Below are 15,262 nucleotides of genomic sequence, written 5' to 3' on the forward strand. Positions count from 1 at the left end.
TGGCAAGGGGGGAGCAATCCCCCCCTGACCCCCCCTTGGCAAGGGGGGAGCAATCCCCCCCTGACCCCCCCTTGGCAAGGGGGGAGCAATCCCCCCCTGACCCCCCCTTGGCAAGGGGGGGCGAGGGGGGGATCGTCCTGGTAGATTTTGGCGCGTCTAAAGTTGCAACCCTTGCTGCTTTACAACAAACGGGAACGACGATTGGTAGTCCCGAATACGTTGCCCCCGAACAAGCAAGAGGTTGGGCGGTATTTGCCAGCGATATTTATAGTTTAGGCGTCACTTGCATCCATTTATTGACAGGGTTATCTCCGTTTAACTTGTACGATATTCAACAAGATCGATGGGTTTGGCGGCAATTCTTGAAGCGTCCGGTGAGCGATGCTTTGGGTAAAATTTTAGACAAAATGATCGAATCTGCGCTCAATCGGCGCTATCAATCCGCTACTGAAGTGTTGAGAGATTTAAATCCACAAACCCCAACCTCAGCTACTCCAAAACCTCCATCGCCTCCTGCAATCAAATCGTCGCCCGTTGTCGCCCCACCGCCTGCTGCTAAAGGAATTATCGACCAAGAATTAGCCGATGTGTCTTCTCAGTTTATAGGCGCTAACCCTGCTAAAAACCATCAGGAAGCAGCAAATTCCCAAAAACCTTTGTCTTCACCTAACACCAAGTCTAAAAGCCCAATCGATCAAGAATTGGAGGAATTAAGATCCCAGTTTATCGACCCAGGTAAGTGAAAAAACAGAGGAGCTCCTGGAGCTCCAGGAGCTCCAGGAGCAGGGGGGCAACACCTGTTACAGCGGATTGCAGCCCTATGACGTAAGGGGCTTTGCTACACAAACGAAGCATAGTAGCTTTACCTAACTCATTTGCAATCCGCTGTAATAAACTTATGATAATTTATTGCAACTTAGCCAAAAGTTAAGCTAGTTAAACTGTTAAAACCTACTAGCGCCAATTGTGATGCCAAAAGCGATCGCATATACCAACTCCGTACACAAACGCTGGCTTTGATGTAACGATTGTCGCTGTCCCATGAGTAAAGTACCCTATGCAAATTACGCTTCAGGCACTTGACAAGTAGGTATGATCGCGCTTGTAAGTGGACTGGCTTTAGATTAATCTCAACTCAGTTGTGTCTCGAGCTGGATCGTCATGTCTGACCCCCACACCCCCGATTGGTACGACCGTTCCCTGGAAAAAGCTCTAACTAATAATTTGGTAGACCGCTATTTTAGCGAGTCCGAAAGCTGGCTGCGAGCCATCTTGCGGATGTGTATTTTTTCACTTACTTATACCGATCGACAAGCGGCGCTGTTAATCGAATGCCCAAATCAGGCTGTAGCAAAGCGTTTGAGTCGCAAGACTTATCCACTGCAAGATTTCGTGCAGCGTTTCAGTCGGCGATCGCGCGCCAGCAAGCGAGTCCTGATCTGCTACTTTGAAGAACCACTGGGATCTTGGCGGTGTTTCGATACTAAAACCAATGCTTGGAAAGATTTAAAAACTTGTCAAGTTCCCACATTGGGTAATTGGTAATTGGTAATTGGTAATTGGTAATGAGCAGATTAATTCAAAACCCGGTTTCTCTGAAAAATCTTGGGTTGAGACAAGGTAAATTAACCCATCACCTTTGTTTTTTGCCCCGCGTGCGTAAGTCCTGTCCCCATTACCTATTACCCATTACCAATTATCTATTACCCATCAACCCGTATTTCTCATTCCGGCGGCGATACCGTTGATGGTCAACAAGGCGCCGCGCAACAATTCGCCGCGACTGTGACGAGAGTCGATCACGCCGGAGGTGCTGTGAGTCTTGCTTTGACGCAGGCGTTTCAACAGAGACACTTGAAGGAAACCCAGGGGTACGATGTTACCGTTGCGTAACTGTACGGAGCGCTGCAAGTCTGGATCGCCATCCAACAGCCGTTTGTGGTCGGTGATGTTTAGCACCAGGTCGCGGGTAAGATAGTATTCTTGGGCGATTTGATCGAACAAACGTTCAAAGCGCTCGCGGTCTTCTGGTTTTGATAACTCGCTCAGGTAGTGATGGGCAAGTTGCAGGTCAACTTTAGCTAAGGTCATTTCTACTTTAGAAATCACCATTTTGAAGAAAGGCCACTTGTAATAAAAGTAGCGCATTAACTTCAGATTTTCTTGCGGTTCTTCCTGCAAAAATTCTTGCAACGCCGTCCCAACTCCGTACCAAGCGGGTACTAAAAATCGGCTTTGCGTCCAACTAAACACCCAGGGTATAGCGCGCAGGGTACTTAAATCTTTTTTACCACTCTTGCGACGGGCGGGACGAGAACTAATTTGCAGTTGGCTAATTTCATCGATGGGGGTTACATGGTGGTAGAAATCGATGAAATCGGGTTGTTCGTAGATCAAGGCGCGGTAGTGTTCTCTTGACCGAGTTGACAACTCTTCCATAATTTCGTTCCACGGTTGGATATCGTCAAATCCAGTCCGCAACAAACTTGCTTGGATGACGGCGGTGGTGACGGTTTCCAGATTGTAAATTGCCAATTCGGGCCAAGAATACTTAGATGCCAGCACTTCACCTTGTTCGGTAATTTTAATTCGCCCGTCGATACTGCGACCCGGTTGTGCCAGGATAGCTTCGTAAGAAGGGCCACCACCGCGTCCGACACTGCCGCCGCGTCCGTGGAAGATGCGGAGGGCGATGCCGTGCTGTTCTGCCATTGCTTGCAAAGCTTTTTGTGCTTTATGAATTTCCCAGTTACTGCTTAAGAACCCCGAATCTTTGTTGCTATCAGAGTAGCCCAACATGACTTCTTGCAAAGGTTGGGGTGTGAGATCGGCGTTAGATTTTGTCTGCTGCGCCTGGGTGCGTGCGCCGTGCGCCATGCTTAATTTTTCGTTGCCGCTGGCTAGCATTGAGCGGTAGAAGGGCAATTCAAACAGGGTTTGCATCACCGTGGGGGCGCGTTTGAGGTCTTCTACGGTTTCAAACAAGGGTACTACGTGCAGCGTGCCGGTGCCAGTTGCCACGTCGTACAATCCTGCTTCTTTAGCTAGTAGCAACACTTCCAGCAAGTCGCTGACATCGTGGCTCATGCTGATGATGTAGGTGTAGCAGATTTGGGGGCCAAATTCTTGCTGAAGCAGACGCACGACGCGGAAGGTTTCGATAGTTTCCTTAGTTTGGGCGCTAAACGGCAGTTCTGGGGGAATTAAGGGGCGTCGGGTTTGCAATTCCGCTACTAACCATTGGGTTTTTTCTGCTTCTGGCAGTTCGTTATAGGAACAAGGTAAGATTTGCAGGTATTCAACAATTTCGTTGATCGTGTCCGAGTGGCGAGTACTTTCTTGGCGGATATCGAGGTGAGCTAACTTAAAGCCGTAGATTTCTACTTGGCAGATCAAATTTTCTAGTTCGCGACAGTTGATGCCGCTTTCAGCCAAGTTGTGCTGAATCAGGCGCAACTCGGCGAGGAATTCTACGCCAGAGGGATATAGGCCAGTATTGTTAGTGGGTTTATACTGATCGTTTTGCCAGTCGGTACTTTGGTAGAGTTGCCAATTGCGATCGCGCGTATTTTCCAATCGCTTTTTGACGTAGGACAACTTTAAGCGATAGGGTTCTTGGCGATAGCGAATTGCATATTGGTCGTACACTTCTGGCATTTGCTGCCGGTCTTGTTCTAAAGATTCGAGCAATTCTGGCAGCACATCGCTCCAATGCAAAGATAGACTCAAGCGATTAATCAAGCGCTCGACCGACTTGATATACTTTTCCAACACCAAATGGCGCTGGTAGCAAGCAGTTTGCCAAGTCACCTTCGGCGTTACCGAAGGATTGCCATCGCGATCCGAGCCTACCCAAGAGCCAAACTTGCAGAAATTGTAGCTGGGGGCGGTGAGATTGCCAAACGCACTTTGAAGACTGCGGGCAAACCGCTGATACAGTTGGGGCATGGCATCAAACAGCGCTTCTTGGAAGTAGTGGAGGGTATAGTCTACTTCATCCAACACCGTTGGCTTAAATTGGTGCAATTCATCGGTGCGCCACCACAGGCGAATTTCTTCGGTTAATTGCTCGCGCAGTGCTTGCAATTCCCAGGATGATTCCCCAAAGGTTTTTGGCGCGGTTTCTTCCCAGGATATGGGCGATTCTTCTTCTAGTTTGTCTAGCTGTTGTAGAATCTTAGCGATGCTCCGCTGCTTATCGCGGATGGTATGGCGGACGATTTCCGTTGGATGCGCCGTAAACACTAACCGGATATCCAGATTGTCGATCATTTGCTGGATTTGGCGAGGCGGTACGTTCAGCTGTCGCAGCTGGTTAAATAACCATCCAAACGTGCTGCGTTCCCGTCGCGTCCAGGTTGCTTCAGTCCAACTTTTTTGTAGCGCCTCGGTTTTGGGTTCGCTGCCAATAGATTCTGCATCGAGTTTAGCAAAGGCTTGTAGCGCCGGATCTGCCGCATGTCCGGTTCCCATGCGTAATGATTGCAGTTGCAGGCGCTGCTCGTAGTGCTGTTCGACAATATTGATCAGTTGGAAGTATAGGGCAAAAGCTCTGGCGGCGCGAATTGCGGCGTTGATATCCAGACTGGCGATGATTCTGGATACTTCGGCGCTGGTGTCGTTCGTTGCTTGACCTTCTGGGGAACAGAGCGATCGCAGTTGCTTGAGCAAATCTACCAACTCCTGACCGCACTCAGAGCGGAGAACCGATTCCCACAAGTCCTCCACTACTTTAAGGCGATGGCGCAGAAACAAATTTGAAGGCGTTACGAGATCGACTGTCTGATGATCCGACTGGAGTATGGGACTCATAGATTCTATTTAGGGAGATAGCGGACAAATTGTAGCGGATGATATTTTTTTGTTTGGTGTTGGAGTTGACCAAGTGAGAGCGCCGATGTTTTTTATCGGTTTGAGCGTGCCACAGGGTGCGGTCATCAGTAGTTGGGAGGGAGGAAAAGTCTTGCTTGTCCCATTTACACCAACTGGTGCATGACCGCACCGAGTGCGGTGTCTTTACTTGGGTTGGCGATCGGGGAAGTCTAGGATTGGCAAGCTTGCGCCCCGAAATACCTCCTCGCTCGCCGACCCAACTGCTTGCAGGAACTCCAGGGATGCTTTAGCGGCTAAAATGCCCACTAGCAATGGCCCCGTCGCCAGACTCAGTAGAATCTCTGTGGGAATTGTAACGCGAGGGGTGTTCAACGACCGACTTTCTTGCAGTTCTGTAATCTCTGATGGCATAGGGTCCTTTTAAACTTTAATAAATGTTGCCAGAAATGAATGTCAAAGATTTGGCATTGACTTGATCGGTTGGGAAAGCTTGGTGCTTGACAAGCTTTGGCTTTTGCTCTCCATCATCTCGCTTGTCTTCCATTATTGGGGAGTTTTTTACTATTATCGAGGGGTGCTAAACGCTGCTGGTGTTGGCTTTAGAATCTGATAACAACGGCAGCAAGAAGTAAAACACTGTGTCCAAATCCTCCAGGGTGTGATATCTCTAAGGGTTGGTAGCGGTCACGATAACGATTTGTTGAGATTTCCGGTAGTATTGCCCTGATGCTGAAAGTCAACGAGCGCACACTTGCGGATAACCCCTCACGCTTGGCGCAATGGGCCAAACGGGCGATTGGACTTAGCGGGATACAAGTTAAAGTCCGGTTGCGAGAAAACAAGCTGCATATTCTCTGCGAAGGTCAAAGCTGTCCCGACAGAAAAATAGCATTGCAGCGGCTGCTTGTGGCACTCAAGGCGACCCAGATGGATACGCTGCTTCCTGCTAATCAAGCTCGCATTCACCAAGTGTTTCTTTACGGTCGGGTGTTGGGTCAAAAGCGCCCTGACTGGACAGAACAGATCGATCCCGAACTACTATTGCCAAAGGGGACAGGAGCGAGCCTCAGCCAGAGCCAGAAGCCATTAGCAGCCTCGCCACGGTCTGGGTTGGTAAAATCCACTTCACAGCAGTCACTCAGCTCTAGTGCTGATTTATTTTTGCAGGAGCAGGCGCGCGCTGGGGATACCTTGGCGATCGCTCGCTATTTAGGTTCCAGCCTCAAGTCTTTGGGTGTCAAGGTCAAGGTTGTTGCTAGACCTCTGCCTAAAAAGGAGGAAAGCCCTTTTGAGGGCGCTTTTGAAGATGGGGATCCCATCGAATCTTCTGCCCAAATCGGGTCGTCGTCTAGTGTGGTTCATCGAGCCAAAGAACGCCGCCTTTGGGTGTTCTGCGAATCTGCCTACAGCCCCGATCCGTCGCTGCTAGCAACTCCGGTAATCCAAAAGTTGCGCTCGCTGCGCCTCGAAGGGTTCCGGGATGGAGTAATTCTATCCCAGGTGACGGGGGAATCAACCCCAGAGTGGATGCTGCGGGTGGATCTGACACCCCCAGAAGAAATGCTCTCGCTGTGGGCAAGTTGGGGCGATGGGGAATCGATCGCTCGCCTTCTATCCGGCGCGTTGGCCCAAATGGGCATCGCCGTCACCGCCGTTCTCAAAGAATCGACGCTGCATATTTCTTGCCATCACACTACCCTCCCCACCCATCCAAACAAACAACAGTGCATCAAAGCGATCGCGCCAATTTTAGAATCCCTCGCCCCCCGCAGTATCTTCGCCGCCACGATCTACGGTCACGAAGCGTTTGATGCACCGCCGGTATGGGTCGATTGGCTCGATTTACCAGCGGCGAAAAACCCCGCACTAGCAATGTCTGCCCTCGCCTTAGCCCAAGCAGGACATGAGGGAGCGATCGCATTTTTACTCGGTCAATTGCTCAACCCCGATCTCGACACCCGTCTGGAAACTGGCGGTATTCGCATTCAAGTCCGGTTTAAAGACGATCTGTTGCACGTCATGACCGACGCCCCCGTTTGTCCCACCCAACAGCGCGTCGCCACCCTCACCGCCAACTTCGTCCGCGCCCTGGAAATTACCGATTTATTAGGTGTAAAAATATACGGAAGAAGGGCGGGTCAAAAGCAACCCCTGTGGAATTACAGCGTAGATTTTGTCCCCCGCAAGCAGCCCGCGCCGGGAGGGGCGGTGGAGTTTCCCAAAACCGATGCTTACGCAGACGGGCTGCTCACCCAGGAAGGGGAAGAAAAGGAAGCGGGCTGGCAAACCGATGTCAAAAATGGCTGGCAGCACTTGACTGAAGGAATCGCCAATCATCTGGTGGGTTCGCAACTGTTCGTCGGCAGCGAAGAAGGGCAAAATTTGGCATCAGTACCGAGTCAAATCGGTTACGAAGGCTCAAAAGTAGCCGTGGTTTGGGGCACGGTAGGACTGATGCTGACGGCAGGAGTAGATATAGTCATCGGTCAAATCTTGCAATCGCCAGTCAATCGAGCAAGTTCATCGTCGCTAGTACGCACAAACTCACCCCAGACCACCAACGACGCGCTGGGGGAAATCGAACTTTCGCCAAAAGCGAAGCAGTCGCGCCGGGAATCGCGCCGGAACAAAGATGTATTCGATACTACCGGCTTTACTGAACCGGGCAACGTCAGCGTTAGTCTGGACGAGACGGGTCAAAACGCCAAGATTACCACCAACAAATCGTATTACCCCAGCTTCAACAACCCGCAGTTAGACGAAAAACTGGCATTTTACCAGCAGCACGTAGCCAAAAATGGTCCGCCAGACGTTTTAATTGTAGGTAGTTCCAGAGCGCTGCGGGGCATAGAACCAGGTGCGTTGGAACAAGCCCTAGCGGCCCAGGGATATGGGAAAATCCAAGTATTTAACTTTGGCGTCAACGGCGCGACCGCCCAAGTAGTAGATTTAACGATCCGCCAAATTTTAACACCAGAACAATTACCGAAATTGATTATTTGGGCCGATGGTGCAAGGGCATTTAACAGCGGTAGAAGTGATGCAACATACCGCGCGATCGCCGAGTCGGCTGGGTATAGATTGTTAGCATCCGGTAGCCTTCCCAGACCCGGTGCAGTGGAAGACCCACCCGACAAATCCAATCAACCGTTCGCCGCTACGTCAAAGGCATCGGGAGCGTCTGGTAATATTTTGGCAGTCAATTCCAAACAGATCGATTCCTGGTTAAATCAATCGTTGGCAAACCTATCGGCGACCTATCCGATGCGCGATCGCCTGCAAACTCTATTGCAAGACCGCATCGCCACAACGCTGAATGATAACTCAGCATCCCAAACAGTTGAGTCCCCCGATCGAGTAAACCGAGTCATGGGTGACTGGGATGGGTTTTATCCAGTGTCGATCCAGTTCGATCCGGAAACCTACTACGAACAACACGCCAAAGTCACCGGCGAATACGACAAAGACTATCAAAGTTTTCAACTGGGGGGTGACCAAGCGATCGCCCTAGAATCCCTAGTCCAGTTCACCCAAGCGCGGGAGATTCCTCTAGTTTTCATCAACCTACCCCTAACCGAAGAATACTTAGACACAGCGCGGCGTAAGTACGAACAAGAATTCACGCTGAACATGCTGCGCCTCTCCTTGAGTCGGGAATTTACCTTCCGGGACTGGAGTACCCTGTGGCCTAGTAAAAACGAATACTTCTCCGACCCCAGCCACCTCAACCGCTACGGCGCCGCCGCCGTCGCCGAGAGACTAGCACAAGACCCCCTAATCCCCTGGCCCAAACCGAAACAGTAATGGGTAATGAGTAATGGGTAATTTTAGATTGCAGATCGAAATTACCCATTAGCAATTAGCAATTAGCAATTAACAATTAGCAATTAGCAATTAGCAATAATGACCTTCATCTCGCTTTCCTACGGATTCTTCTTGCTGTGCGCCATCGCCCTCTACTGGTTAGTGCGACACCAGCGGTTAAGGTTGTGGATAATTCTAATTGCCAGCGTAGTCTTCTACGCTTCGTTGCAGTGGCAGTACATACCCCTGCTATTTGTCCTCATCCTGATTAACTTTCGCTTGGGACAGGCAATTGGCAAAAATAAATCCCAGAAGCGTTCTGATGTCAACTGGCAGAATTATAACCAAGATTGGCCTTTCATAGAAACAGATGGAAATCGCCGCCAAAAGCTGTTATCTTTAGGCATCGCGATCAACGTTTTTTTACTGTTGGGCTTCAAATACGTCCCCTTTATATTAAATTCCATCGGGCAGGTACTAAACTTGCCAATTCTCCAACAGCAAGCCAACTCCATCGGCACTAACATAATCGCACCTTTAGGAATTTCCTTCTTCTGCTTTGAGTGCATCGCCTACCTAATTGACGTATATCGCGGTGCGCCTCCCACCCAGCAGTTTGATAAATTTGCCGCCTACAAACTGTTTTTTCCCAAACTAATTTCCGGGCCGATTACTCGCTATCATCATCTAGCAGCGCAGTTGAACCTATTGCGGTTTCCCAATACCGAACAGATTGTCGAAGGATTGTGGTTAATTGCCTGCGGTGCGGTTAAAAAATCCTTGATTGCAGATAGATTGGGAATATTAGTTAGTTTAAGCTTTGATAATTTAGAACGGGCAGGCAGCGGCGATATATGGTTGGCTACCTTTGCCTATGGATTGCAACTGTATCTAGATTTTAGCGCTTATGTGGATATTGCCCGTGGAAGTGCCTTGCTTTTGGGATTAAATTTACCCCAAAATTTTGACTTTCCCTATCTAACTACTAGCATTGCCGATTTTTGGCGGCGGTGGCACATTACCCTGGGAGATTGGCTGCGAAATTACCTTTATTTTCCTTTAGGAGGTTCGCGGCGAGGACTGCCACGTACCTGCATCAATCTATTAATTGTGATGCTAATTGCGGGGATTTGGCACGGTGCAGCTTGGGGATTTATTATTTGGGGTGGGTTGCACGGTTTCGCCTTAGTAGTTCACCGCATTACCGAAGCAATATCTAGTCGCATTTCCTTGCTAAAAACTTGGTGGGTAAGCGTACCTGGGATTATTTTTGCATGGGTGCTGACCCAAGGAATGGTTTTCACCTGTTGGATCTTTTTCCGCTTACCCAATTTAAAAGAAGCTGGATGGGCAATTCAGCATTTGTGGGGACATCAAGGTGACGTGCAGTTTGCACAGAAAGTTTACGTAGAAGCAATGGGTTTAGACGGATTACAAATCGCTTTATTGCTAGGAATTTTAGTAGCCGCGATGGGGCTTATCTTCGCATTTCAAAGAGGGTTAAATTTACAGCTTAACTGGCCAGTTAAACTTCTATTAGTGCCAGTCTGTCTGTATGCAGTGTGGCTGTTAGCGCCTCAAGAAGTATTACCTTATATTTATTTCGATTTCTAGTAGGGGAGGGTTTAGTTCTTAACAGAAACCCGGTTTTTTGGAAAAACCGGGTTTCTTAAGTTTCGATTTTAAGCAGCTAGAACGAAATCAACATCACTTGCGCCTGCTGTTTGGCTTTGACCGGATGCAATCTTTTCGCCGTTTACTTCGACGGCAAAAGGTGTATCGCTCATGTTAATATTGTAATCGGTTTGATCGCCGGTATATCCAACGCTGGCGATCATTTTACGACCTTCATCTGTATACTTGAAAGCCATCATTTGATTTTTGGCTTTTTCGTTGTCGTAAGCCCAAATCACCATGTATTGTTGTCCCTGATAATCGAAAACTTTCGGGGGACGATTGGGGACGTAACGCCCCGGATCGCCAAAACTAGCATCGAGGAAACTTTGCACCGAACTCTCTTCAACGGTGGCGTATGCAACTTCTTCAGCCGAGGTTACTTCAGCATCGCCTTGGCTTTCATCTATGACTTCTTCTTTGCCTCGATTTTGAAAATAATCTACTGCTAATTTAGTGCCAATTGCACCAACAGCAGCGATACCAGCCCCTACGAGAATGTTGCGAAGATTGTTATTCATCTTTTCTCTTTCTAGGTCGCAAGTGTTCAGGTCAATCTTATCACTGTTGAGGACGCTTGCGTCGAGGTAGAAATTCCAACATTGGCGGTTGGGTTTTTTACCTTGCAACCCAACCCACTACGATTGAACCGCAAGTCGCGATCTTGTTGTCTGCCACGCCAAATTGCCAATTCCCCTAATTTTTTAGAAAAATTAATAATTATGGATGAAGAAAAACATGTAAATATTACTAAAGATGATTGCAGCAGCAATTTGAGAGCGTTTCTGTACGGGTTTAGGAGCGATATGCCTGGGGCACGCTGCGCGTGAAGCGGAAGCGAAGCTGCGCGGATGCGCTTAGCTATCGCGTAAGCGAAACGCAGCTAAAAAATGAACGATTTGGCAATATATTATAAGTATAATAGAGTAGGAAAAATCACACAAATTGGAGGCAGTCCCACGGTTTACACACGCCCTTTGGCTCGTTTAATTGAGGAATTGCAGCGCTTGCCGGGAGTTGGCCCTAAAACCGCACAGCGCTTGGCTCTTCATATCCTAAAGCGACCCGATGCAGAGGTACAAGCCTTAGCACATGCTTTAGTCGAAGCAAAACAAAAAATCGGGCTTTGTTCGGTGTGTTTTCACTTATCGGCTGAGCCAGTTTGCGAAATTTGTCGCAACAGAAATCGGGACGATACAACTATTTGCGTGGTAGCTGATTCTAAAGATGTCATTGCTTTAGAAAAAACCCGCGAGTATAGCGGCAAATATCACGTTTTGGGTGGTGTAATTTCACCGATGGATGGCATTGGGCCGGAACAGCTTAATATTTCACCGTTGGTGCGGCGGGTAAGTCAACAAAGACCGAAAGAAGTGATTTTGGCAATTAGTCCGAGTGTAGAAGGAGAGACGACAACGCTTTATGTCGGTCAGTTATTAAAGCCTTTTACAAAAGTGACGCGAATTGCATTTGGTTTGCCGGTGGGTGGAGATTTGGAATATGCCGATGAAGTGACTTTGGCACGTGCGTTGGAGGGTAGGAGGGAGTTGGATTAAGCGCATGAAAGAAACCCGGTTTTTCTAAAAAACCGGGTTTCTTAAAATAGATAGGTAATGGCTAATGGCTAATTGTCTAGTGATATCATGTTCGTTCGCGGTGGTTGGGTATATTTGAAGGATTTGTAGGGGCAACCAATTAGCAATTACCAATTAGCAATTCCCACTTATTGGTGTTCTACTCGAAATACATTCGCATACAGATTAGCCACTATTTGCCTTCCTGCCATTGTTAGATCTAAGTATTTCAATGCTGGTTCGATGTAAGGATAAACAATATTCCAGTAAAAATTAGGGTAATTCTGCCGCAAATGTCCGGGATTTTTGTAACCCAAATCTTTATTGACTCCTGTTTCTTCAAACTCGTAAAATAGAGCAGCAATTTTTTGCAGGTAGCGCGGGTCGCTGAGTTGACCGATTAAATCGGCGGCGCGAACTAGACCGGGATAGTTAACTGTATCTTGATGATCTTCATCTGCCGGGACGGGAAATCGAGTCAATTCTATGTTGCGCTTAATTGTTGCGGCATCAATCAATTTGTTACTGCCAAAACGCTCGTCAATAAATAGTTCGCCCCGGTCTACATGATAAGGGGTAAGACTGGCATCTGTGCAGCCCAAAGGTAGACAAACCATCGTATTTTCTAAACCAGTAGCATAGAGTCTTTCGGCTGGCTGGTCTTGCTGGCAAACTCCTTTAACGTATCCAATATCGTGGCACAACAGAGAAATAATGAAATGCAGCCAGTCTTCGCAAGTCACCCCACCCTCGCGGATGTGCTTACCCCAAAGAATTTCCTGTCCTACTAAGGTAACGTAGATCGTATGTTCGACATTGTGATAAAGCGCATCGCTGTTGGCAATGTTTTCTAAAGCCATATTTCCAGTCCAACCGATGATATCGGCGTAATTTGGCTTCAAACCCCCGTAATTGCGACGGTAACCAGCCTGTAAGGTTTGAACAAAGCTATCAATCGTTACTGCTGTGGGATTAAACATGTATTTACCCTAAATAAACGATTAACATTGCGGTGGTAATTGGTAATTGGTAATTGGTAATTGCTAATTGCTAATTGCTAATTGCTAATTGGATTAACAGGCAGGGTACTCTTGATAAATATCCATTAGATATTAGCTATTAGATATTAGCTATTAGCCATGAGCCATGAGCCATTAGCAGTTAGCCATGACCCATGAGCCATTACCAGATTCCATCCCAGGTAGATCTTATTAGTTTGCCAGATATTTTAATTAAAAACAACCAGAAAATCTCAGGGATTTAGAAACGTTGCAAATTATCGATTTTCAAAAAGCTCATAAAATCTCAGTAAAACTCAGTTGAGCTGCCAAAATATTATCTTTGATTAAAATAATTAGACTTAAAGTTTATAAAATTCATTCCAGGGTGAGATTGCTAGATATGAACGGGGAATAAGTATAATACTTAAATTAAGAACATAAGAAAAATTATAGCTGGTTTATGGACGTTGAAGAAGGATTAGAATTTGCAGATGAATTAATCTATTCCCAGACAGGAAGGCACCTAAACGATCTGGAAAGACAAGTATTTGTGGGGTCTTGGGAAGGACTGAGTTATAGGAAAATTTACCCATTGAATCCTGAGTATATTGAAAAGGATGTCGGTTTCAACTTGTGGAAGAAGTTGTCAAAGGCTTTGGGAGAGAAGGTGGGTAAAAAAAATTTTCGGGGGGCTATCGAGCGATCCCTTAAAGCCAAGAGGACAGAGGAGATGAAAAAGAAAGTGTTTATCTGCTATCGTAACCAGGAACCAGACCGGAGTCTAGCGTTAAAATTTTACCAAGGGATCGAGGATGCAGGAGCGAGGGCTTTTATCGTTACCTTGGATTTTAACACTCCAACCGCAGTGCCACCAGCAGCCTTTGAAGGACCCGAAAACCAAGGTGGAGACTGGCTGACTCGCATTGATGCTGAATTGAAGCAATGCGACTACTTTTTGCTGTTTTTGTCTCCCGAAGTTGCGGTGAGTGAAATGGCAATCGAGATGTTACGGTGGATTAAAGAGTTGCACACCGCCGACAATAAGCCCGTGGTGCTGCCTATCCGCGTCAATTGTCCTCAAAGCGTGCCATTAAATCACGATTTGCGCTGCTACCTGGATGGAATTGGGCAACGAGAGTGGAAATCGCCTGCTGACACGCCAATTTTGATGCAAGAATTCCTGAATATATTGACAGGAAATGAGAGCAAAAAATGGGAAGATGAGGATAATTTTAGCGCCTCATCACCTCACCCGTTTGCGCCCTCACTGCCCTTACCAGTGGCAGAACCAGAGTTACCGAGCGGACAAGTGCGACTGGCTTCGGCATTTTACGTAGAGCGAGTTCCTTATGAGGCGCAATGTTACAGGGAAATTTTACAACCGGGGGCGCTAATTCGGATTAAAGCGCCGAGACAAATGGGCAAAACTTCCCTGATGGCGAGAATTCTTTACCATGCCAAAGAAGAACAAGGCTATCGCACGGTGCCGTTGAGTTTTCAACATGCAGATACAGCAGTTTTTACGAATTTAAATCAACTTTTGCGGTGGTTTTGTGGCAAAATTTCTCGCAAGTTGCGGCTGGCGCATCAAGTAGACGATTATTGGAGCGATACTTATGGCAGCAAAGATAACTGCACGGCTTATTTTGAAGATTGCTTGCTGTCAAGTTCAGAGCAGCCGTTGCTATTAGGTTTAGATGAAGTCGATCGGGTTTTTCAATACCCCAAAATTGCCGATGATTTTTTTGGGTTGCTGCGAGCTTGGTATGAGGAAGCTGGATATGGAGATAAAGACAGCAATCTGTGGGAAAAACTGCGATTGGTAGTCGTGCATTCGACGGAAGTTTACGTGCCGATGAATGTAAATCAGTCGCCGTTTAATGTTGGATTGCCAATTGAATTGCCGGAGTTTAGTTTAGAGCAGGTGCTTGATTTAACAGAGCGGCACAGGTTAAATTGGAACGCGACTCAGATTGAACAATTAATGGCTTTAGTAGGGGGACATCCGTATTTGGTGCGGTTGGGGCTGTATCACATCGCACAGCAGCAAATAACTTTGGAGAAACTATTGCAAACTGCTGTCGCCGAGGCGGGGCTTTACGATGACCATTTGCGAAGACATTTGTGGACGTTAAAACAGTACCCGGATTTGGCAGATGCTTTTGCTAAAGTAGTGAGAGCGAATGCACCTGTGGAGTTAGAATCGTTGCAAGCGTTTAAATTACACAGTATGGGGTTGGTTAAGTTTGAGGGCAATCAGGTGATTCCTCGGTTTGATTTGTACAGGATTTATTTTCGCGATCGCTTGTCAACTTCCTAGCTGCCCAATTACCAATTACCAATTACACTTCACCAATTACCAATTACCAAAAAATC

Annotated in this window: 9 protein-coding genes and 1 pseudogene; 6 read left to right on the forward strand and 4 right to left on the reverse strand. The window is 47.5% G+C overall.

Annotated elements, in window-relative coordinates; all coding sequences use genetic code 11:
• Positions 1–743 (forward strand): annotated as a pseudogene (locus ACE1CM_RS37145) (hypothetical protein); the annotation flags it as partial.
• Positions 744–1,161: 418 nt separating this feature from the next.
• Entirely contained in the window at positions 1,162–1,545 is a 384-nt protein-coding gene (locus ACE1CM_RS37150; protein WP_374883962.1) for a hypothetical protein, read from the forward strand.
• Positions 1,546–1,710: 165 nt separating this feature from the next.
• Here ACE1CM_RS37150 and ppc read toward each other — a convergent pair whose 3' ends face one another.
• Together ppc and ACE1CM_RS37160 are read right to left on the reverse strand one after the other, a co-directional pair.
• A complete protein-coding gene (ppc, locus tag ACE1CM_RS37155) occupies positions 1,711–4,812 on the reverse strand; it encodes a phosphoenolpyruvate carboxylase (RefSeq protein WP_374883963.1) in 3,102 nt (1,033 codons plus the stop codon).
• Positions 4,813–5,016: 204 nt separating this feature from the next.
• Positions 5,017–5,244 (reverse strand): hypothetical protein, encoded by a 228-nt coding sequence (locus ACE1CM_RS37160; RefSeq protein ID WP_226574960.1) that lies wholly within the window; start codon positions 5,242–5,244, stop codon positions 5,017–5,019.
• Positions 5,245–5,559: 315 nt separating this feature from the next.
• Between ACE1CM_RS37160 and ACE1CM_RS37165 the strand changes: the two genes are divergently transcribed.
• Complete coding sequence (locus ACE1CM_RS37165; protein WP_374883964.1) at positions 5,560–8,637, forward strand: DUF1574 domain-containing protein; 3,078 nt, start codon at positions 5,560–5,562, stop codon at positions 8,635–8,637.
• 99 nt (positions 8,638–8,736) lie between these two features.
• A complete protein-coding gene (locus ACE1CM_RS37170) occupies positions 8,737–10,251 on the forward strand; it encodes an MBOAT family O-acyltransferase (RefSeq protein ID WP_374883965.1) in 1,515 nt (504 codons plus the stop codon).
• A 68-nt stretch (positions 10,252–10,319) separates the two neighbouring features.
• Here ACE1CM_RS37170 and ACE1CM_RS37175 read toward each other — a convergent pair whose 3' ends face one another.
• On the reverse strand, positions 10,320–10,832 hold the full coding sequence (locus tag ACE1CM_RS37175) for a hypothetical protein (protein WP_374883966.1): 513 nt from the start codon (positions 10,830–10,832) through the stop codon (positions 10,320–10,322).
• 369 nt (positions 10,833–11,201) lie between these two features.
• Between ACE1CM_RS37175 and recR the strand changes: the two genes are divergently transcribed.
• The gene (gene recR / locus ACE1CM_RS37180; RefSeq protein ID WP_374883967.1) at positions 11,202–11,867 is read left to right on the forward strand and encodes a recombination mediator RecR; all 666 of its coding nucleotides are present in this window, start codon (positions 11,202–11,204) and stop codon (positions 11,865–11,867) included.
• A gap of 167 nt (positions 11,868–12,034) precedes the next feature.
• Here the strand turns inward: recR and ACE1CM_RS37185 are convergent, their stop codons facing one another.
• Positions 12,035–12,865, reverse strand: a complete 831-nt coding sequence (locus tag ACE1CM_RS37185) for an Npun_R2479 family HD domain-containing metalloprotein (protein ID WP_374883968.1) — start codon at positions 12,863–12,865, stop codon at positions 12,035–12,037.
• A 481-nt stretch (positions 12,866–13,346) separates the two neighbouring features.
• Between ACE1CM_RS37185 and ACE1CM_RS37190 the strand changes: the two genes are divergently transcribed.
• Positions 13,347–15,206 carry an AAA-like domain-containing protein gene (locus ACE1CM_RS37190; protein ID WP_374883969.1) on the forward strand — a complete coding sequence of 620 codons (1,860 nt, stop codon included), beginning with the start codon at positions 13,347–13,349 and terminating at the stop codon, positions 15,204–15,206.
• Positions 15,207–15,262: the final 56 nt, after the last annotated feature.

Origin of the sequence: Microseira sp. BLCC-F43 (assembly GCF_041929235.1) — a bacterium.
Classification (GTDB): Bacteria; Cyanobacteriota; Cyanobacteriia; order Cyanobacteriales; family Aerosakkonemataceae; genus Microseira.